Source organism: Enterobacter sp. DTU_2021_1002640_1_SI_PRY_ASU_LCPMC_013 (assembly GCF_032389435.1).
GTDB lineage: Bacteria > Pseudomonadota > Gammaproteobacteria > Enterobacterales > Enterobacteriaceae > Enterobacter > Enterobacter hormaechei_C.
On sequence record NZ_CP135594.1, the window covers coordinates 1,308,195 to 1,327,668 of the forward strand.

At 53.6% G+C, this 19,474-nt stretch carries 15 protein-coding genes and 1 pseudogene; 6 read left to right on the plus strand and 10 right to left on the minus strand.

Annotated elements, in window-relative coordinates; genetic code table 11:
- Window positions 1-155: 155 nt before the first annotated feature.
- Window positions 156-2,105 carry a PTS N-acetyl glucosamine transporter subunit IIABC gene (nagE, locus tag RS584_RS06245; protein WP_017382457.1) on the plus strand — a complete coding sequence of 650 codons (1,950 nt, stop codon included), beginning with the start codon at window positions 156-158 and terminating at the stop codon, window positions 2,103-2,105.
- Between the two features lie 169 nt (window positions 2,106-2,274).
- The gene (glnS, locus tag RS584_RS06250) at window positions 2,275-3,942 is read left to right on the plus strand and encodes a glutamine--tRNA ligase (RefSeq protein WP_254308509.1); all 1,668 of its coding nucleotides are present in this window, start codon (window positions 2,275-2,277) and stop codon (window positions 3,940-3,942) included.
- A 58-nt stretch (window positions 3,943-4,000) separates the two neighbouring features.
- Here glnS and RS584_RS06255 read toward each other — a convergent pair whose 3' ends face one another.
- The 3 genes and pseudogenes from RS584_RS06255 to RS584_RS06265 all read right to left on the minus strand — a co-directional run bounded on the left by RS584_RS06255 (window position 4,001) and on the right by RS584_RS06265 (window position 7,846).
- Window positions 4,001-4,999, minus strand: coding sequence for an ABC transporter substrate-binding protein (locus RS584_RS06255; protein WP_315749925.1), 999 nt, complete (start codon window positions 4,997-4,999; stop codon window positions 4,001-4,003).
- A 951-nt stretch (window positions 5,000-5,950) separates the two neighbouring features.
- Window positions 5,951-6,811: pseudogene (locus RS584_RS06260) on the minus strand (ADP-ribosylglycohydrolase family protein); the annotation flags it as partial.
- A 33-nt stretch (window positions 6,812-6,844) separates the two neighbouring features.
- Entirely contained in the window at window positions 6,845-7,846 is a 1,002-nt protein-coding gene (locus RS584_RS06265; RefSeq protein WP_315749110.1) for a LacI family DNA-binding transcriptional regulator, read from the minus strand.
- Between the two features lie 515 nt (window positions 7,847-8,361).
- Between RS584_RS06265 and chiP the strand changes: the two genes are divergently transcribed.
- Together chiP and chiQ are read left to right on the plus strand one after the other, a co-directional pair.
- Window positions 8,362-9,759 (plus strand): chitoporin ChiP, encoded by a 1,398-nt coding sequence (chiP, locus tag RS584_RS06270; protein ID WP_017694280.1) that lies wholly within the window; start codon window positions 8,362-8,364, stop codon window positions 9,757-9,759.
- Between the two features lie 47 nt (window positions 9,760-9,806).
- Window positions 9,807-10,133: a ChiQ/YbfN family lipoprotein gene (gene chiQ / locus RS584_RS06275; RefSeq protein WP_032102682.1), complete on the plus strand. Its 327-nt coding sequence runs from the start codon at window positions 9,807-9,809 to the stop codon at window positions 10,131-10,133.
- Between the two features lie 142 nt (window positions 10,134-10,275).
- Here chiQ and fur read toward each other — a convergent pair whose 3' ends face one another.
- The 4 genes from fur to ybfF form a co-directional block, all read right to left on the minus strand.
- Window positions 10,276-10,722 (minus strand): ferric iron uptake transcriptional regulator, encoded by a 447-nt coding sequence (gene fur, locus RS584_RS06280; protein WP_010428651.1) that lies wholly within the window; start codon window positions 10,720-10,722, stop codon window positions 10,276-10,278.
- 291 nt (window positions 10,723-11,013) lie between these two features.
- On the minus strand, window positions 11,014-11,544 hold the full coding sequence (gene fldA, locus RS584_RS06285) for a flavodoxin FldA (protein ID WP_003858653.1): 531 nt from the start codon (window positions 11,542-11,544) through the stop codon (window positions 11,014-11,016).
- A 155-nt stretch (window positions 11,545-11,699) separates the two neighbouring features.
- Window positions 11,700-11,987 (minus strand): LexA regulated protein, encoded by a 288-nt coding sequence (ybfE, locus tag RS584_RS06290; protein WP_003858652.1) that lies wholly within the window; start codon window positions 11,985-11,987, stop codon window positions 11,700-11,702.
- A 128-nt stretch (window positions 11,988-12,115) separates the two neighbouring features.
- On the minus strand, window positions 12,116-12,889 hold the full coding sequence (gene ybfF, locus RS584_RS06295) for an esterase (protein ID WP_315749111.1): 774 nt from the start codon (window positions 12,887-12,889) through the stop codon (window positions 12,116-12,118).
- Between the two features lie 183 nt (window positions 12,890-13,072).
- On the opposite strand from ybfF, the gene seqA reads away from it, so the two are divergent.
- Together seqA and pgm are read left to right on the plus strand one after the other, a co-directional pair.
- Entirely contained in the window at window positions 13,073-13,618 is a 546-nt protein-coding gene (seqA, locus tag RS584_RS06300; protein WP_003858650.1) for a replication initiation negative regulator SeqA, read from the plus strand.
- Between the two features lie 24 nt (window positions 13,619-13,642).
- The gene (gene pgm, locus RS584_RS06305) at window positions 13,643-15,283 is read left to right on the plus strand and encodes a phosphoglucomutase (alpha-D-glucose-1,6-bisphosphate-dependent) (RefSeq protein WP_003858649.1); all 1,641 of its coding nucleotides are present in this window, start codon (window positions 13,643-13,645) and stop codon (window positions 15,281-15,283) included.
- Between the two features lie 102 nt (window positions 15,284-15,385).
- On the opposite strand, the gene potE is transcribed toward pgm, so the two are convergent.
- The 3 genes from potE to speFL all read right to left on the minus strand — a co-directional run bounded on the left by potE (window position 15,386) and on the right by speFL (window position 19,254).
- Entirely contained in the window at window positions 15,386-16,699 is a 1,314-nt protein-coding gene (gene potE / locus RS584_RS06310) for a putrescine-ornithine antiporter (RefSeq protein ID WP_017694147.1), read from the minus strand.
- The gene (speF, locus tag RS584_RS06315) at window positions 16,696-18,894 is read right to left on the minus strand and encodes an ornithine decarboxylase SpeF (RefSeq protein WP_315749112.1); all 2,199 of its coding nucleotides are present in this window, start codon (window positions 18,892-18,894) and stop codon (window positions 16,696-16,698) included. The genes potE and speF overlap by 4 nt, the downstream gene beginning before the upstream one ends.
- Window positions 18,895-19,149: 255 nt before the next feature.
- Window positions 19,150-19,254, minus strand: a complete 105-nt coding sequence (speFL, locus tag RS584_RS06320) for a leader peptide SpeFL (protein WP_003858645.1) — start codon at window positions 19,252-19,254, stop codon at window positions 19,150-19,152.
- Window positions 19,255-19,474 lie beyond the last annotated feature (220 nt).

Below are 19,474 nucleotides of genomic sequence, written 5' to 3' on the forward strand. Positions count from 1 at the left end.
ATAATCACAAAAAATAGGTGTTTAATTTGCGATACGAATTAATTTTTCACACACTCACACTGCCAGTGAATCATCAACTGTATCTATCGTTCGTGACACAATAAAAACATAGTTTATGCGCGAGTCTTAACAAAGGGTCTCGTAGGGGGAATAGGATGAATATTTTAGGTTTTTTCCAGCGCCTCGGTAGGGCTTTGCAGCTCCCTATCGCCGTGCTACCGGTTGCAGCGTTGCTGCTGCGATTCGGGCAACCCGATCTTCTTAACGTGCCGTTTATTGCCCAGGCAGGCGGCGCAATTTTTGACAACCTGGCGCTGATTTTCGCCATCGGTGTGGCGTCAAGCTGGTCAAAAGACAGCGCTGGTGCCGCGGCACTGGCAGGGGCTGTCGGTTACTTCATCCTCACGAAAGCGATGGTAACCATCAACCCTGAAATCAATATGGGTGTGCTGGCAGGTATCATTACCGGCCTGGTGGGTGGCGCCGTGTACAACCGTTGGGCAGGTATCAAACTTCCTGACTTCCTGAGCTTCTTCGGCGGTAAACGTTTTGTGCCGATTGCGACGGGCTTTTTCTGTCTGATCCTCGCCGCCATCTTTGGCTACGTTTGGCCACCGGTGCAGCATGCTATCCATGCGGGTGGCGAGTGGATCGTGTCTGCGGGCGCAATGGGCGCGGGCATCTTCGGTTTCATTAACCGTCTGCTGATCCCAACCGGTCTGCATCAGGTACTGAACACCATCGCCTGGTTCCAGATTGGTGAGTTCACCAACGCGGCCGGCGCGGTATTCCACGGTGATATCAACCGCTTCTACGCAGGCGACGGCACCGCGGGCATGTTCATGTCTGGCTTCTTCCCAATCATGATGTTTGGTCTGCCTGGCGCGGCGCTGGCAATGTACCTGGCTGCGCCGAAAGCGCGTCGCCCAATGGTTGGCGGGATGCTGCTGTCCGTTGCGATCACCGCCTTCCTGACCGGCGTGACCGAGCCACTGGAATTCCTGTTCATGTTCCTGGCTCCGCTGCTGTATCTGATGCACGCGATCCTGACCGGTATCAGCCTGTTCGTCGCCACCCTTCTGGGGATCCATGCTGGCTTCTCCTTCTCCGCAGGCGCCATCGACTATGTGTTGATGTACAACCTGCCGGCGGCAAGCAGCAACGTCTGGATCCTGATGGTGATGGGCCTGATCTTCTTCGTTATCTACTTCGTTCTGTTCAGCGCGGTTATTCGTATGTTTAACCTGAAGACGCCGGGCCGCGAAGATACGAAAGATGATGTCGTGACCAGTGAAGCCAACAGCAATACCGAAGAGGGTTTAACCCAGCTGGCAACCAACTACATTGCCGCTGTGGGTGGCACCGACAACCTGAAAGCGATCGATGCCTGTATTACCCGTCTGCGTCTGACCGTAGGTGACTCCGCACGCGTGAGCGATGCAATGTGCAAACGCCTGGGTGCGTCTGGTGTGGTGAAACTGAACAAACAAACCATCCAGGTTATCGTGGGTGCGAAAGCCGAATCTATCGGCGATGAAATGAAAAAAGTGGTTGCCCGTGGGCCGGTCGCTGCCGCCTCAACGGATAACGCGCCAGTGGCTGACGCGCCGGTTGCAAAACCGCAGGCTGTGCCAAACGCGGTGACCATCGCTGCGCTGGTTTCTCCGGTGACAGGTGACGTTGTTGCGCTTGAGCAGGTGCCTGACGAAGCGTTCGCCAGCAAAGCGGTCGGTGACGGCGTGGCGGTGAAACCAACGGACAAAACCGTGGTCTCTCCGGCTGCCGGTACTATCGTGAAAATCTTCAACACCAACCACGCGTTCTGCCTGGAAACGGAAAAAGGCGCGGAGATCGTTGTTCATATGGGTATCGATACCGTTGCGCTGAACGGTCAGGGCTTTACTCGTCTGGTGGAAGAGGGTGCTGAAGTGGCGGCAGGTCAGCCGATTCTGGAAATGGATCTGGACTTCCTGAATGCCAACGCGCGCTCCATGATAAGCCCGGTCGTGTGCAGCAACATCGACGACTTCAGCGGTCTGGTGATCCAGGCGCAGGGTCAGGTGGTTGCAGGCCAGACGCCACTGTATGAGATTAAAGGCAAGTAATCGCTCCTGAGTAGAGTTATGCCTTTAGCGGCGGGGGATATCCTCCGCCGCTTTTTTTTGCAGCAATTGCCCCCATTATTTTCTTCCGGGACGTTTTAAGGGTTGTCACTACGTCCGGCTTATAAGATCATATGCCGTTATACGTTGTTTACGCTTTGAGGAATCCACGATGAGTGAGGCAGAAGCCCGCCCGAGTAACTTTATTCGTCAGATCATCGATGAAGATCTGGCCAGTGGTAAGCACACCACAGTCCACACGCGTTTCCCGCCGGAGCCAAATGGCTACCTGCACATTGGTCACGCCAAATCGATCTGCCTGAACTTTGGTATTGCGCAAGATTACCAGGGGCAGTGCAACCTGCGTTTCGATGACACCAACCCAGTAAAAGAAGACATCGAATACGTTGAGTCGATTAAAAACGACGTGCAATGGCTGGGCTTCAACTGGTCTGGCGATATCTGCTACTCCTCAGACTATTTCGATCAGCTGTATGCCTATGCGGTTGAACTGATTAACAAAGGTCTGGCATACGTCGACGAATTGTCTGCTGACGAAATCCGTGAATACCGCGGTACGCTGACTCAGCCTGGTAAAAACAGCCCGTTCCGCGATCGTAGCGTGGAAGAGAACCTGGCGCTGTTTGAAAAAATGCGTGCCGGTGGCTTCGAAGAAGGTAAAGCGTGTCTGCGTGCCAAAATCGATATGGCGTCTCCGTTCATCGTGATGCGCGATCCGGTGCTGTACCGCATTAAGTTCGCTGAACACCACCAGACCGGTAACAAGTGGTGCATCTACCCGATGTACGACTTCACCCACTGCATCAGCGATGCGCTGGAAGGCATTACGCACTCTCTGTGCACGCTGGAATTCCAGGACAACCGTCGTCTGTACGACTGGGTGCTGGATAACATCACCATTCCTGTGCATCCGCGTCAGTACGAGTTCTCTCGTCTGAACCTGGAATACACCGTGATGTCCAAGCGTAAGCTGAACCTGCTGGTCACCGACAAGCACGTTGAAGGCTGGGACGACCCGCGTATGCCGACCATCTCTGGCCTGCGTCGTCGTGGCTACACCTCGGCGTCCATTCGTGAGTTCTGCAAACGCATCGGCGTTACCAAGCAGGACAACACCATCGAAATGGCGTCTCTGGAATCCTGCATTCGTGAAGACCTGAACGAAAACGCGCCGCGCGCGATGGCAGTGATCGATCCAGTGAAACTGGTCATCGAAAACTATCCGCAGGGCGAAAGCGAACTGGTCTCGATGCCTAACCATCCGAACAAACCGGAAATGGGCACCCGCGACGTGCCGTTCAGCGGTGAAATCTGGATCGATCGCGCCGACTTCCGCGAAGAAGCAAACAAGCAGTACAAGCGTCTGGTGCTGGGCAAAGAAGTGCGTCTGCGTAACGCCTATGTGATCAAAGCCGAGCGCGTAGAGAAAGATGCGGAAGGTAACATCACGACCATCTTCTGTACGTACGACGCAGAGACGCTGAGTAAAGATCCGGCGGATGGCCGTAAAGTGAAAGGTGTAATCCACTGGGTGAGCGCGCAGCATGCGCTGCCGGTTGAGATCCGTCTCTACGATCGTCTGTTCAGCGTGCCTAACCCAGGCGCTGCGGAGGACTTCCTGGCGGTTATCAACCCTGAGTCGCTGATTATCAAGCAGGGTTATGCCGAGCCGTCTCTGAAAGCCGCTGAAGCCGGTAAAGCGTTCCAGTTCGAACGTGAGGGCTACTTCTGCCTGGACAGCCGTTACAGCACGGCGGAAAAACCGGTATTTAACCGTACCGTCGGTCTGCGTGATACCTGGACTAAGATCGGCGAATAATAACGCTGGCCTGGTCAATGAGAAACAAACGCCGCGTAATGCGGCGTTTTTTTGAGGGTTAATGGCGTTGCAAAAGTTCAGCTACTCGTTGCTGGCTGCGTTCCAGCGCGGGGGCCGTCTCCTGTTTTCCTACTGTCACCTGATTGACCATTTCACTGAGAATAGCGGAGCCGGTGACATCCCCCATCCCGGTGAAATTCTTCTCACCGACGGAACCAAAGACCTGCATATGCGGATACTGAGCAATCAGTTGAGTCGTCAGATCGCCAAAGGCTTTAATAGCCGGGTTATCTTTGTAAACGGTGTGTGCAGCAACGGCTTTTGTCACCGGCAGCATCGCCCCTGGCGACATTAATACCCATTGTGCGGTATTTTCCGCTTGCTCCATAAATGACACGAATTTTTCAGCGGCTTCCGTCTCTTCTTCCTTCTGCCCAGTAGTGATGGTTAATGAAGTGATTACGCCATACACCGCAGAGGATTTTTCAGTCGGAACGACAAAGCCGAGGTCGGCCAGCGAACCTTCCTGAGCGATAGCTGGCAGGATGTAGGTCGAATAGACCGCCATCGGTGCAGTCTCGTTCATAAAGGCGTCTTTGATCTCCATAACATTATTAGAGCCGGGCATCGTGTATCGGGAAAGATCGCGGTAATAATTCAGCGACGCGAGCATTTCCGGTGAGTTGACGGTGACCTTGCCGTCAGCATTAAATACGTTGGCATGATTTGAAAGCGCAAACTGGGAAAAAGTTTGCTCGGTCATCACACTCTCTGCCGTCGGCAGAGCGATACCGTATTTTTTATCACCGCTTTTGGTCAGCTTGCGCGCCGCATCCAGCAATTGGGCCCAGTTTTTGGGCTCACTAATCCCTGCCTTAGCCAGTACGGATTTTCGATACCAGATCCCCTGTAACCAGGCGCTGATGGGTACGCCAGTATATGCATTTCCGTCTTCGGTGCGGACAATACGCAACACGCCGTCATAGAAAGACGCTTCCCCTTGTTTCTCTATCAGGGCTTTTACCGCCTTGTGATCGATTAGCGACTCTTTGTCCATTACCCGGAAGGCCAGACCACCGTAGTCACCCAAATGCAGCGTGATGTCACTTTGCACCCGATAGTTATTCCACTGGCGAGTTCCGTGAATGATTAAACCCTCATCGTATTCTTTTGAGATCCGAAAGCTGGTTGGATAATGGCGGGAAAAGAGATCCACTCCGTTGACCCATGAGCGCCACCAGAAGTCGTTCTCTCCGGCGGGTTTGCGCAGGGTCAGTTTCGGGACGCCATCCCAGCGCATGCTGTCGATAAGGAGTCGACCACGGGCAATACGGGCGTCGGTACTCAGCGTCACGCCAATTTCACCTATTGGTTGGCCTTTACAGTCAGGGATATCCAGCGAGAGCGTTATTTCTTCGCCTGGGGCAACGTGGTGCGTGTCACCGTAGCAAGGGATCAGACAATTGTTATCGTCATAGACCCGATAGCACAGCCGCACGTTAAGCGACGAGATATTGTCCGATGGGGCAATAAGCGTAGCGTGCAAGCGTTGTCCAGGGTAGATCAGTGGCGTGGCCATGAGATCGTAACTGCGCATTTCCACGATTTCCGGCGGGGTAAAAGTTTGCGTGGTCACACTGGCCTGAAGACCCTGCGCGAGGTGATGATAATGAATGCTCAGCATCTGCTGCCCCTGCCAGGCTTCGTTTTTCACCTCAACCGGAGCGGTATTCTCTTCCTTCAGCCAGCGAAAACCCTGTACGCTTCCCGGCAGGGAGAAATGGTATTGAGCCCCACCTTTCTTCGGTTCAGGGCGCGGAAGCCCGGCAATCTGATGGCCTAGATCCACCAGATAATCCGTAATGCGTACCGCGTTGTTGATGGAAAAACCGCCGTCCGCGGAAGAGATTAGCATTCTGTCCGCCAACGGACCGCGCCAGTCCGGGCCGGCGTCAATACCCTGTAACCCGAGCATAATTCCAGACAGGCAGCCAACGTTGCCCGCATTGCAGTCGGTATCCCATCCGGAGGTATTAACGATGCACTGGGACTGCTGGAAATCGTCCGGCGCGTAGAGCATCGCCATAATCATCAACGCGTGGTTGGGGATCACATGGCAGTTGCTGGGATATTTATGGTAGCCGTAGTGGTCTTCAATTTTCTGGCGCGTCGTCTGCCAGTCGTTATCCTCCTGGCGCCAGCGGCAGACATCGGCGACCAGTATGGCAATTTGCGAATCTGGGGGGATAACGGATAAGCCTGTGGCAATCAGTTTTTCGATGTCCTGGCAGATAAAAGCCTGTGACTCCATTGCCGCCCAAAGCATGGCGGCATAAACGGATTCCCCATCGTGACTCACGCTGGCGGCTGTTTTTGCCAGAGACGCCGCCAGTTGCGGTTGGCCGGGAGCCACGAGCGCCCAGCTATCAATGAAAATTTGCGCGCCGATTTGCTCTGCGATGGTCTTGCTATTGGTGGCGATAGCGCCACTCAGCGGGGCAGGGATACCCTTTTTAAGATTTAGCCACGCCGTATGTTCTGTTGAATTACCATTACCCCCCCACCAGAGGATAGTGCGCTTATCAATGATGTAATTCAGCCAACAGTGCCCCATCTGTTCGGCTGTCAGGTCTGGCGGTAACGCGTAATCCTCAAGCGCGCGAATAAATGTGAATGTTCCGGCTACGTCGTCATCGGTAATCACCAGGGGGCGATTGAATTTTTCATTAACGTAATACCGTATTGGCCCGAGTTCCCGCATGATTTTCTGCCAGGTCCAGCCTTCAAAAGGGCGACCCAGATACACGCCGATCAATTTCCCTAATACCCCAGCGTAAACGCGCTGGTAATAATCTGAAGGTAATTCCATTTTTTCATCCTTTTCTCTGTAATTAATCGCCAGTCAGGCGGATTCCCTTTTTACCAGGCGGTAGGGCATTTCGGTTGTGCTTCCCGGTGAAGCCTGTTCCCCGGACAGGTGATTCATCAGGATTTCACCGGCTTTTTGTCCGATGTGTTCCGGAAAGTGGGCGACAGTGGTCAGGGAAGGGGTGACCAGTCCGGCCGAGGGGATATCATCAAAACCGACCACGGCAAGCTGCCCGGGAATGGTTATTCCCGTCTCTCTTGCCGCCCGCATCACGCCGATAGCCATGACATCGTTGGCGGCAAAGATAGCGTCCGGGCGAGGAACATTGCGGAAAAGCGATCGTGCGCACTGATAGCTGGTAGGTTCTGAGAAATCTGCTTGCATAAGAATTTGTGGCGTAAGGCCAGCCTGCACCATCGCCTGCTGATAGCCTTTCACACGGGCACCAGCCGGGCCGCCAGCGCCTGCGATCATATAGATGTGTTTGTGCCCCTGAGCCAGCAGATATTCGACAGCGCGGCGGGCGGCAGCGGTGTTGTCGATAAAAATATTGTGTAACGGCAAATGCCCGGCGGTTTTGTTCTCCGCTTCAATCCGGACGATGGGAAAACCGGCCATCAGATAGGGTTCAAAGTCATTAACGCCGGCATGAAAAAAAGTGCCAACTACGGCATCGACGCGCCCCTGAGCCGACCAGTTCAGAAAATGCAGTTCCCTTTCCCGCACGGTATCGGTACTGGCAACGATGACATCGTAACGATGGGCATCCATCACCGATTGCACCCCGCGTATCAGCGAGGCATAAAACGGGTTGGCAATGTCCGGAACAATACAGGCCACGGACAGTGTTTTATTGGTTTTCAATGCCTGGGCGAAGCGGTTTGGTACATAGCCCAGTTGTTTCGCCGCGTTTTCCACTCTGGCAACTGTCTCCTGGGGATAGGCGTGTTTTCCCATGCCTAACACTACTGAGACCACCGCCTGAGAAACTCCCGCCAGTGCAGCGACATCGCGTTGCGTCATTCTTTTTGCCATATGTGCGCCAACTTATACGTATAACCTGACCACATAATTAATGAGGTCTTTTGGCAGCGTCAAGACGAGAATCAGTAAAAACAGACGGTTAATTTAGAAAAAGCGAGCAATCTCACATCCTTTAACGGGTACTGTCAGAGTAAGGGAGAACCCGCTTTGCGCAGCGAATTAATAACAATTCAAAATTTATTATTTTCATAAATGATTTCAATTAAAAAATAAACATCTCAAATGTTTAAACGATGAAACCGATTACATGTTTATGGAAATAAAAGGTTTTTTGTCAAACGCCCGCATTTTTGAAGTTATGAATGAAATGTAACAGAAAACGATGAAATATGTGCGGTTGCTCATATTCTTACATTCCCGTTACAGAAAGAGATTGATAATTCGCGTCGCGAAAAATAGTCTAACCATTGTAGTCAACGAGGTTTTTCTCAACGCTACTTTTTCATTTTATTTTTTCGCTGTTTGCCTTTGGTAACAGCAATTTATACGTCAAAGAGGATAAACATATGCGTACGTTTAGTGGCAAACGTAGTGCGCTGGCGCTGGCTATCGCCGGTGTGACAGCAATGTCAGGCCTGGTGGTTGCGCCAGAGGCAAAAGCAGCAGGTTTCATCGAAGATTCCACCCTCACGGGCGGTATTTATTACTGGCAGCGTGAGCGTGACCGTAAAGACGTCACTGAAGATAAATACAAAACCAACCTTTCTCACTCGACCTGGAACGCCAACCTTGATTTCCAGTCGGGATATGCCGCCGATATGTTCGGGATCGATATTGCAGCGTTCACCGCAATTGAAATGGCCGAAAATGGCGACAGCGGCCATCCGAACGAAATTGCGTTCTCCTCCAGCAATAAAGCCTACGACGAAGACTGGTCCGGCGATAAAAGCGGAATCAGCCTGTATAAAGCGGCTGCAAAATTCAAATATGGTCCGGTCTGGGCGCGTGGAGGTTATATCCAGCCAACCGGTCAGACGCTGTTAGCACCGCACTGGAGCTTTATGCCAGGCACCTATCAGGGTGCGGAAGCCGGTGCTAATTTTGACTACGGCGATGCGGGGGCGTTGAGCTTCTCCTATATGTGGACCAACGAGTACAAAGCGCCGTGGCACATTGAGATGGACAAGTTCTATCAGAACGATAAAAAAACCAAAGTTGATTATCTCCACTCGCTGGGGGCGAAGTACGACTTCAAAAACGATCTGGTGCTGGAAGCTGCTTTTGGTCAGGCTGAAGGCTATATCGATCAGTACTTTGCTAAAGCCAGCTACAAATTTGATATCGCGGGTAGCCCGCTGAGCACCAGCTATCAGTTCTACGGTACGCGCGACAAAGTCAGTGATGGCAGCGTAAATGATATCTATGACGGCACCGCGTGGTTACAGGCGTTGACCTTCGGCTACAAGGTAGGTCAGGTTGATTTACGTCTGGAGGGAACATGGGTCAAGGCAGAAGGGCAGCAGGGCTACTTCCTGCAACGTATGACGCCAACCTACGCCTCTTCCAATGGTCGTCTGGATATCTGGTGGGATAACCGCTCTGACTTCAACGCCGACGGCGAAAAGGCGGTCTTCTTCGGCGCAATGTATGACCTGAAGAACTGGAACCTGCCTGGCTGGGCGGTGGGTGCGTCCTACGCGTACGCCTGGGACGCGAAGCCAGCAGATATGGCTACGCCAGACGCCTACTACGATCCGAACTACCGTCTGAAAGAGTCTTCATACAGCCTGGATGCGATTTACACCCTTCAGGAGGGCCGTGCGAAAGGCACGATGTTCAAACTGCACTTCACCCAGTATGACAACCACTCCGATATCCCGAGCTACGCGGGCGGTTACGGCAACATCTTCCAGGATGAACGTGACGTGAAATTCATGGTCATTGCGCCATTCACAATCTTCTGATGAACACGCTGGCGGGCGAAATCCCGCCAGCATGGAGACTGCATATGATGAAAAAAATGGTAATCGTTGCGCTGCTGGCATCGGGGCTGGTGGCGTGTGCGCAGGATCAGGCGCAGAAAGAAGACTCCCGTCTGAAGGAGGCGTATAGCGCCTGCATCAATACAGCACAAGGATCGCCAGAGAAGATTGAAGCCTGCCAGAGCGTGCTGAATGTGCTGAAAAAAGAGAAAGCGCATGAGCAGTTTGCGACGCAGGAAAATGTTCGCGTGATGGATTATCAAGCCTGTATCCAGGCGCGGAAAAGCGGTAACGATCAGGAAGTGGCGAAGCGTTGCGATAAGATTTGGGACGAGATACGCAATAACAATAAATAAGTTGCTTTACGCCCGGTGGCGCTGCGCTTACCGGGCCTACAACGGTGTCACAGCCCGTAGGCCCGGTAAGCGCAGCGCCACCGGGCTTTTTTCAGGCAAAAAAAAGCCAACCTTACGGCTGGCTCAGAGTATGAACACGATATTATTTCGCGTCGTGCGCGTGGTCGTCTTCGCGGCAATCGCCTTCAGCGCAGTGACCGTACAGGTACAGGCTGTGGTTGGTCAGGCGGATGCCATGACGGGCGGCGATTTCACGCTGGCGTGATTCAATGGAATCATCGCTAAATTCAATGACCTTGCCACAGTCGAGGCAGATCAGGTGATCGTGGTGATGCTGCTGAGTCAGCTCGAACACGGATTTACCGCCTTCGAAATTATGACGAGTAACAATGCCCGCGTCATCAAACTGGTTCAGCACACGATAGACGGTTGCCAGCCCAATCTCTTCACCCATATCGATAAGACGCTTATAAAGGTCTTCCGCACTGACATGGTGATTGTCTGGCCCCTGAAGCACTTCAAGGATTTTTAACCGAGGAAGCGTTACTTTCAGGCCAGCTTTCTTTAATGCGGTATTGTTGTCAGTCATGCGGAATCTGTCCTGTTGCTAAACGATTCACTTCAAAAGAAGAAGTGACAGAAAATGCACTTGGGATAATGCGTCTCATTATAGAACTGCCATGGCTAAATGAAAACTGCAAGTCTCAAGCAAAGTATGCTTATAAAAACGTGGTATCACCAACAAACTTGTTCGATGGCACCCACTTTTTACCAGGGGGATATTGTACAGGTCTGGGCGAAAAAGTTAAAAGTTTGTAGCAATTAATTTAATCGGTTTTACCTGGAAAACGGGCGCAACCGGAGTTGCGCCGCAGAGATATCAGGCGTTAAGGATATCGTCCAGGTTCAGCTCTTCACGAACCTGCTTAACCCATTTTTCTACACGCTCAGCGGTCAGCTCTGGCTGACGGTCTTCATCAATGGCCAGGCCAACGAAGTGATCGTCATCTGCCAGACCTTTGGACGCTTCGAAATGGTAACCCGCCGTTGGCCAGTGACCGACGATCGCCGCACCGCGTGGCTCAATGATGTCGCGAATAGTGCCCAGCGCATCACAGAAATACTCAGCATAGTCTTCCTGATCGCCACAGCCAAACAGGGCAACCAGCTTGCCGTTGAAGTCTACTTCTTCCAGCGTCGGGAAGAAATCGTCCCAGTCACACTGTGCTTCACCGTAGTACCAGGTCGGGATGCCCAGCAGCAGGATGTCATAGCCCTCGAGATCTTCTTTGCTGCTCTTGGCGATGTCATGCACATCAGCAACGTCTTTACCGAGCTGTTTTTGAATGTTTTTTGCGATATTTTCAGTATTGCCGGTATCACTGCCAAAGAAAATGCCGATGATTGCCATGAGTAAAATAACCTCTTGAAACTTAATGGTATGGTGGCGAAAATTGTCCACGGATAAGGGCAATAATAGCAGAACAGGCAACCCTGCGGAAACAGCTATCACGCAGGACTGCACTCTGTGCTACATGAAAAAGGTAATATTGGGGATTTTCTGACTCACGCCTTGCCGCGTAACGTCTCAAGTTGGGCGATCAGCATCTCTTCGATCAGTTCGCTGCGGCTGATGTTGCGCGCGTCAGCTAACTCGTTAAGCGCATCGACGGCATCGGCATTCAGCTTCAGTTCGACACGCTTAAGCCCACGATTTTTATCGCGTTTAAGCTGGTTGCGTTTATTGATACGCAGCTGTTCATCGCGCGAAAGCGGATTCGTTTTCGGTCGTCCCGGTCGACGCTCATTCGCGAACAGATCTAGTGTCGTACGGTCCGTTTGTTCTTTGGCCATGATTCTGAGACTTCGGGGGAAACACGCCGCCCTGCTAATGCCCGGGCGATAAGCGCGCCATCATACATCACCCAAATCCACACGCCAACGACTGGAAGCCCGTCGTCTTCCGGTCGCTGGCTTTTTAATCAATTCGCTGTATCAGTAAGATAGCGGCGAATGGCGCGCAGGACGGCATCCGGTTTTTCCGCGTGTACCCAGTGTCCGGCACCGGCAATGACGTGAGCGCGAGTCTGCGGGAATTGCGCCAGCAGCGTGTCACGATACGCATCAGTGACGTAAGGGGAGTTGCCGCCGCGAATAAAAAGGGTAGGGTGCGGCCAGGCGGGGACGGTTTCCCAGCCCACAATATGCGAATACTGATCCCACAATACCGGGACGTTAAAGCGCCATTGTCCGTCAACAAACGATTTCAGCAGGAACTGAACTACGCCTTCCTCATCAAGATGCTCACGCATAACGGCAGCCGCCTGCTGGCGGGTTGCGACACCCGCTTCGGTGACCGCATTGATGGCGGTAAAAATCTCATCGTGACGGCGAACGTCGTAATTGACGGGCGCAACGTCGATGACCACCAGCCCGGAAATTCGCTCAGGGGCCAGCGCAGTGAGCGCCATCACCGCTTTGCCGCCCATTGAATGCCCGATAAGCGTCGCTTTCTGGATATTATTCGCATCGAGGGTGTCCCGCAGATCCTGCGCCATGGCTGCGTAGGTCATCTCCTCCGAGCGCCCAGAAAGACCGTGATTGCGCATATCAACCTGGAGGATCGCGTGATCGGTCACTAAATCGCGCGCCAGCACGCCCAGATTATCCAGGCTACCAAACAGGCCGTGAACCAGTACGATGGGAGAATTATTGTTCGGCGATTGTGCAGTTTGCGCTCGGGTATTCAATTTCATGGCAAAGTTCTTTTTTTAGGTTTGTCAGGTTAGGGTATCATGTTGACCATTCTGCCGCCCGGGGGCAAGGATCCAGTTTAATCTGACTTTTGCCGCCAACCTGGTTTGACGCTATCCGCTGTTGGGATTTGACCTTATAATCTCAACGACTTGTATTCAGATAAGATATCGCACTGGATTAAGATGAAAACAATCGAAGTTGATGACGAACTCTATCAGTATATTGCCAGCCAGACGCGGCATATTGGGGAGAGCGCGTCCGACATTTTACGGCGCATGCTTAAAATTTCCGCCGCCTCACAGCCCACTCCTGTCACTAAAGATGTCGTGTCTCAGCCGAGCGTTGTTGCACAAGTAAAACCTGCCGTCATGCCGGCAAAAGACAAAGTGCGCGCGATGCGCGAGCTGCTGCTGTCCGATGAATATGCCGAGCAGAAAAAGGCGGTTAACCGCTTTATGCTGGTGCTGTCTACACTTTATTCACTGGATAACAACGCATTTGCAGAAGCGACAGAGTCGCTGCACGGTCGCACGCGCGTTTACTTCGCAGGCGACGAGCAGACCCTGCTGCAAAATGGCAACCAAACCAAACCCAAACACGTTCCCGGTACACCATACTGGGTGATCACCAACACCAATACGGGCCGTAAGTGCAGCATGATCGAACATATCATGCAGTCCATGCAGTTCCCGGCGGAATTGATCGAAAAGGTTTGCGGTACAATTTAACCCTTGCATCAGAAGGACCAGGCAATGGCAAATCACAGCCGTGCAGGACAACCTGCACAACAACGCGATTTGATTAACGTCGCTCAACTGACCGCGCAGTACTACGTGCTGAAGCCGGTGGTGGGCAACGCAGAACACGCAGTGAAGTTTGGTACATCTGGCCACCGCGGTAGTGCGGCGCGCCACAGCTTTAACGAACCGCACATTCTGGCCATTGCTCAGGCCATCGCGGAAGAGCGCGCCAAAAATGGCGTCACCGGTCCGTGCTATGTAGGGAAAGATACCCACGCCCTGTCTGAACCTGCTTTTATCTCCGTGCTGGAAGTGCTGGCGGCGAACGGCGTAGACGTGATTGTTCAGGAGAACAACGGTTTTACGCCAACGCCAGCGGTTTCTAACGCTATTCTGGTACACAACAAAAAAGGTGGCGCGCAGGCTGACGGCATTGTGATCACCCCTTCCCACAACCCACCGGAAGATGGCGGCATCAAGTACAACCCACCTAACGGTGGCCCGGCGGATACCAACGTCACGAAAGTGGTGGAAGATCGTGCCAACGCGTTACTGGCTAACGGTCTGAACGGTGTGAAACGCATCTCGCTGGATGAAGCCATGGCCTCCGGCCACGTGAAAGAGCAGGATCTGGTGCAGCCGTTCGTGGAAGGGCTGGCGGATATCGTCGATATGGCCGCTATCCAGAAAGCCGGTCTGAAGCTGGGCGTGGATCCACTGGGCGGCTCCGGTATTGAATACTGGAAACGCATTGCCGAGCACTACAAGCTGGATCTGACCATCGTGAACGATCACGTCGATCAGACCTTCCGCTTTATGCACCTGGATAAAGACGGCGCGATCCGCATGGACTGCTCCTCCGAGTGCGCGATGGCGGGCCTGCTGGCGCTGCGCGACAAATTCGATCTGGCGTTTGCTAACGACCCGGATTACGACCGCCACGGTATCGTTACCCCGGCAGGGCTGATGAACCCGAACCACTACCTGGCCGTCGCCATTAACTACCTGTTCCAGCACCGTCCGCAGTGGGGCAAAGAGGTTGCCGTGGGTAAAACCCTGGTTTCCTCCGCGATGATCGACCGCGTCGTCGACGCGCTGGGCCGCAAGCTGGTGGAAGTGCCGGTGGGCTTCAAGTGGTTCGTTGATGGTCTGCACGACGGCAGCTTCGGTTTTGGCGGTGAAGAGAGCGCGGGGGCATCCTTCCTGCGCTTCGACGGCACCCCATGGTCAACCGATAAAGACGGCATCATCATGTGCCTGCTGGCGGCGGAAATCACCGCGGTCACCGGTAAGAACCCGCAGGAACATTACAACGAGCTGGCTGAACGCTTTGGTGCGCCGAGCTACAACCGTATTCAGGCCGGCGCGACCTCTGCCCAGAAGGCGGCCCTGTCCAAACTCTCTCCTGAGATGGTCAGCGCCAGCACCCTGGCGGGCGATCCGATCACCGCGCGCCTGACGGCGGCACCGGGTAACGGCGCATCGATCGGCGGACTGAAGGTGATGACCGAAAACGGCTGGTTCGCCGCGCGTCCATCCGGTACGGAAGATGCGTACAAAATCTATTGCGAAAGTTTCCTCGGCGCTGAGCACCGTCAGCAGATTGAGAAAGAAGCGGTAGAGATTGTCAGCGAAGTGCTGAAAAACGCGTAAGTGGTGTTTGGTGCGGGCTGATGCCCTCACCCCGGCCCTCTCCCACAGGGAGAGGGAGAAAACACTAAAAACGGCAACCCATGGGTTGCCGTTTTGCTTTACCTAACTATGCTTATTCTTCAATTCAAATCTCGGCGATACCAGACCGTACAGCGTCCAGCCCATAAAGGTCACCATCGCCCCATACAGCATCGCCTCCTGACCGGACGAGTAGAGCGCATAGAAGCTGTAAATCGCCCCAATCAGCGCCACGATATTGGCCGCCCGGGCTTTGCGCGGATCCACCTTCGCCACCTTCTGAATAATCACCAGCGCCGCCATCGACAGAATGTACGGAATGATGTTCGTCACCACCGCCAGGTTGACCAGCACGTTAAACTGGCTGTTCAGTGACGGGCTGATGGTCATCAGCGACAAACCGCTCTGGAAAACCACAATCGCCAGCATACCCTGCACCGGTGCATCCGCTTTGGTGACGCGGGAGAAGATTTTCGGGAAATAACCTTCGTCAGCGGAAGATTTGAATACCTGGGCGATGGTGAACTGCCAGCCCAGCAGCGAGCCGCAGCAGGACATCACCATCAGTCCCATGATCACTTTCCCCACCTCCGGCGTAAACATCTGCGCAAACGCCAGCCCGAACGGCGCCGTTGAGTTAGCCAGATCCATGTTGGGCACAATTCCCGCAATCACGTTGGTCGAGACGATATAGATCACCGCCGCCCCCAGCGTCCCGCCGAGTACCGCGATCGGCACATTTTTCTCCGGGTTTTCCACCACTTCCGCATTCGCACAGGCTGACTCCAGCCCGAGGAAGGCCCACAGCGTCATGGCGATGGACGATCCCACGGCGGTGAAGAACGGTACGTGATGCGGATTCCAGGAGTTGGCGTACAGCGTAGGACTGAACCAGAACCAGCCGATGATGCACAGGCCGACAACCGGGATGATGACGCCCCAGACGGTGATGCTGCTGAGCTGTCCGGTGATGCGCGCGCCGCCAAAGTTAGCGACGGTGCAGATCCAGAGCACGCCGATGGTCGCCAGCCCAATTTGCACCGGGGTCAGCGTCGCGCCAAACAGCTCTGTGCCGTAACCGACAGCGGAAATGGCAATCGCCACATTGGCGATCAGCAGCGACACGCCGTAGGTATAGTTCGCCATAAAGTTACCGGACTTACCAAACGCATATTCGGCATAGCCGCCCATGCCGCCGGACTTGCGGCTGAACATACCGCACTTGGCAAACGCCCACGCCAGCGCCATCGAACCCACGGCGGTAACAAGCCAGGAGATAATCGAAATCGTCCCCACTTCAGCGAGCTTGGTGGGGAGCATGATGATCCCCGAACCCATCATATTCACCATGGTGAGAATAGTGAGTTGCACCACGCCCATCTTGTTGGCCTTACTCATAATTTTTCTCCTTTCAGCAGCGATGGTTGAGCGGCAGGTTGTTTGATGACGTAGCAGCGCACCTGTTTGCGACCGTCATACTCCTCGACGTAAACCCCCTGTAACTCCGGCGCAAAACCCGGCAGCAGATTGATCCCGTCTTCCAGCGCGGCGAAATAGCGCAGCACGGAACCGCCCCAGACTTCTCCCGGCACCACGCACAACACCCCCGGTGGGTAAGGCAGCGCGCCTTCCGCGGCGATACGGCCTTCCGCGTCGCGCAGGGACACCAGCTCGACCTCACCGCGCAGATAGGCATAGTTCGCCTCCTGCGGGTTCATCATGACGCGTGGGAAGTGAGACTTGCGGAACATCTCTTTTTGCAGTTGCTTCACGTTATGGCGGGCGTAGAGGTCATGCATCTCCTGACAAATCTGACGCAGGGTATAATCCGCATAACGTTCCGGATGTTGCTTATAAAGAGAGGGCAGAACCTCTTTCAGCGGCACATCGCTCTGGAGCAGTTTTTCGAAGCGCACCAGCTGGGCGACGAGCTGCTGCAATTTGCCCATGTCCTCCGCCGGGGTGAGCAGGAACAGAATGGAATTGAGGTCGCATTTTTCCGGCACGATGCCGTTTTCACGCAGGAAGTTGGCGAGGATGGTCGCGGGCACGCCGAAATCATCGTACTCACCGGTGCGGGCGTTGATGCCCGGCGTAGTTAGCAGCAGTTTGCAGGGATCGATAAAATACTGATGCTCGGCGTATCCCTCAAAGGCGTGCCAGCGTTCGCCCGGAACGAAATGGAAGAAGCGCAGATCGGTCGCAATCTCTGCCGTATCCCAGCTTTCCCATGGACGGCCATCCACCGTCTCCGGCACGAACGGACGAATAAACTGACAGTTCTGAAGGATCAGTTTCCGCGCTTCGATACCCGTCACCACGCAGTCCATCCACATGTTGCGCCCACTTTGCCCCTCGTGCATGCGGGCGTTGATATCCAGGGCGGCAAACAGCGGATAAAACGGGCTGGTGGAGGCGTGCATCATAAAGGCGTTATTCAGGCGTTTATGCGGGACATAGCGCGCCTGGCCTTTGATGTGGCTGTCCTTCTTATGGATTTGCGAGGTTTGCGAGAAGCCCGCCTGCTGCTTATGCACCGACTGGGTCACCAGAATGCCCGGATCGTTTTCGTTCAGCTCCAGCAGCAGCGGCGAGCAGTCGGCCATCATCGGGATAAACTGCTCGTAACCCACCCAGGCGGAGTCAAACAGAATGTAATCGCACAGGTGACCAATCTTATCCACCACCTGACGGGCGTTATAAATGGTACCGTCGTAGGTGCCCAGCTGGATCACCGCCAGACGGAACGGACGTTCATCCCGCGCGCGGCCAGGCGCGACCTCTGACACCAGCTCCCGCAGATAGCTCTCGTCGAAACAGTGTGCATCAATACCGCCGATAAACCCGTATGGGTTGCGCGCCGTTTCCAGATACACCGGCGTCGCGCCCGCCTGTAACAGCGCCCCGTGGTGATTAGATTTATGGTTATTGCGATCGAACAGCACCAGATCGCCTGGCGTGAGCAGGGCATTGAGCACCACCTTGTTGGAAGAGGAGGTGCCGTTCAGCACGAAGTAGGTTTTATCCGCATTAAAGACTTTTGCCGCATGCTGCTGAGCGATGCATGGCGCGCCTTCATGGATCAGCAGATCGCCCATTGCCACGTCGGCATTGCACAGATCGGCGCGGAAAAGCGTTTCGCCAAAGAAATCGACAAACTGGTTTCCGGCCGGATGGCGGCGGAAGAACTGGCCTCCCTGATGTCCGGGGCAGTCAAACGCGCTGTTCCCCTGCTGGACGTAATCGACCAGCGCGCGGAAGAACGGCGGGCGGAGCCGGGTTTCGTACTTCTGCGCAGCCGCTTCAAGCTGGCGTCCGTAGTACGCATTGCTGGTGTCGGAGTACTCAAAAACGCCGTGAATACGCGACAGAAATTCAGCCGGAACCCTTTCTTCTTTATGCGTGGCAATAAACACAGGAATACCGAATCCCGTGGCTTCTATTTCTTCTATGGCGCCATTGAAAATATCGCTGACGGCCAGAACCACGGCTGCCACATCAATATAATCCGATGCGGTGATATCCACAATGTCGCGCGAAGTGGTAAAGCATTCAGGGCAGGCACGGCTGACGGCAATTTTTAACGTTTTCATCTTTATCTCTTTATTTCAGGCAATATGGGGCCCTCGACTTCTTGCGGTAAAGAAATCGATTATTTCCGGAAAAAAAAGCAAAGCGTGTCCGCTGATACGAAATCAGTTAATTGCTTTTTTGCTGAGTAAAATTCAGTCCGCCCGGTTGCGGAGAATCTGAATCACAAGGAATGAGCGCAGGTGTTCACAGGCAACAGCCTGTAAAATAGCGTTTTTCAGGATAACCTGTAAGCAGATGCGCCAGAAGTCGAAGGACTACCGGGCGTTAAAGAGATGAAAGTCAAAACAGTTTCGGTGGGCAAACATCATGATATGTGTTGTCCGCCTTATATGGGGCATTAAACGATTATTGTTTTCCATGTTCAGTTTCCTTTCAGTAATTGAAAGCATGGTCATTTTATCCAGGAAAAAGGGATTAACTGTGAAACAGATCACCAATAACCGATCATTTCAGAAATAATTAGTCGTTTTGAGTGAATAACGCAGATCAAAATGCTGTTTTGTTGGTTCGGTGTTAAATTGATGTTTTAATTGTGTTTAAAGAGGGCGGATATAGCTATGAAAATAAACTCATCGTTAT

Coding starts and splice junctions, on each gene's coding strand:
- nagE (WP_017382457.1), top strand. CDS start 156: ATGAATATTTTAGGTTTTTTCCAGCGCCTCGGTAGGGCTTTGCAGCTC.
- glnS (WP_254308509.1), top strand. CDS start 2,275: ATGAGTGAGGCAGAAGCCCGCCCGAGTAACTTTATTCGTCAGATCATC.
- RS584_RS06255 (WP_315749925.1), bottom strand. CDS start 4,999: ATGGACAAAGAGTCGCTAATCGATCACAAGGCGGTAAAAGCCCTGATA.
- RS584_RS06265 (WP_315749110.1), bottom strand. CDS start 7,846: ATGGCAAAAAGAATGACGCAACGCGATGTCGCTGCACTGGCGGGAGTT.
- chiP (WP_017694280.1), top strand. CDS start 8,362: ATGCGTACGTTTAGTGGCAAACGTAGTGCGCTGGCGCTGGCTATCGCC.
- chiQ (WP_032102682.1), top strand. CDS start 9,807: ATGAAAAAAATGGTAATCGTTGCGCTGCTGGCATCGGGGCTGGTGGCG.
- fur (WP_010428651.1), bottom strand. CDS start 10,722: ATGACTGACAACAATACCGCATTAAAGAAAGCTGGCCTGAAAGTAACG.
- fldA (WP_003858653.1), bottom strand. CDS start 11,544: ATGGCAATCATCGGCATTTTCTTTGGCAGTGATACCGGCAATACTGAA.
- ybfE (WP_003858652.1), bottom strand. CDS start 11,987: ATGGCCAAAGAACAAACGGACCGTACGACACTAGATCTGTTCGCGAAT.
- ybfF (WP_315749111.1), bottom strand. CDS start 12,889: ATGAAATTGAATACCCGAGCGCAAACTGCACAATCGCCGAACAATAAT.
- seqA (WP_003858650.1), top strand. CDS start 13,073: ATGAAAACAATCGAAGTTGATGACGAACTCTATCAGTATATTGCCAGC.
- pgm (WP_003858649.1), top strand. CDS start 13,643: ATGGCAAATCACAGCCGTGCAGGACAACCTGCACAACAACGCGATTTG.
- potE (WP_017694147.1), bottom strand. CDS start 16,699: ATGAGTAAGGCCAACAAGATGGGCGTGGTGCAACTCACTATTCTCACC.
- speF (WP_315749112.1), bottom strand. CDS start 18,894: ATGAAAACGTTAAAAATTGCCGTCAGCCGTGCCTGCCCTGAATGCTTT.
- speFL (WP_003858645.1), bottom strand. CDS start 19,254: ATGGAAAACAATAATCGTTTAATGCCCCATATAAGGCGGACAACACAT.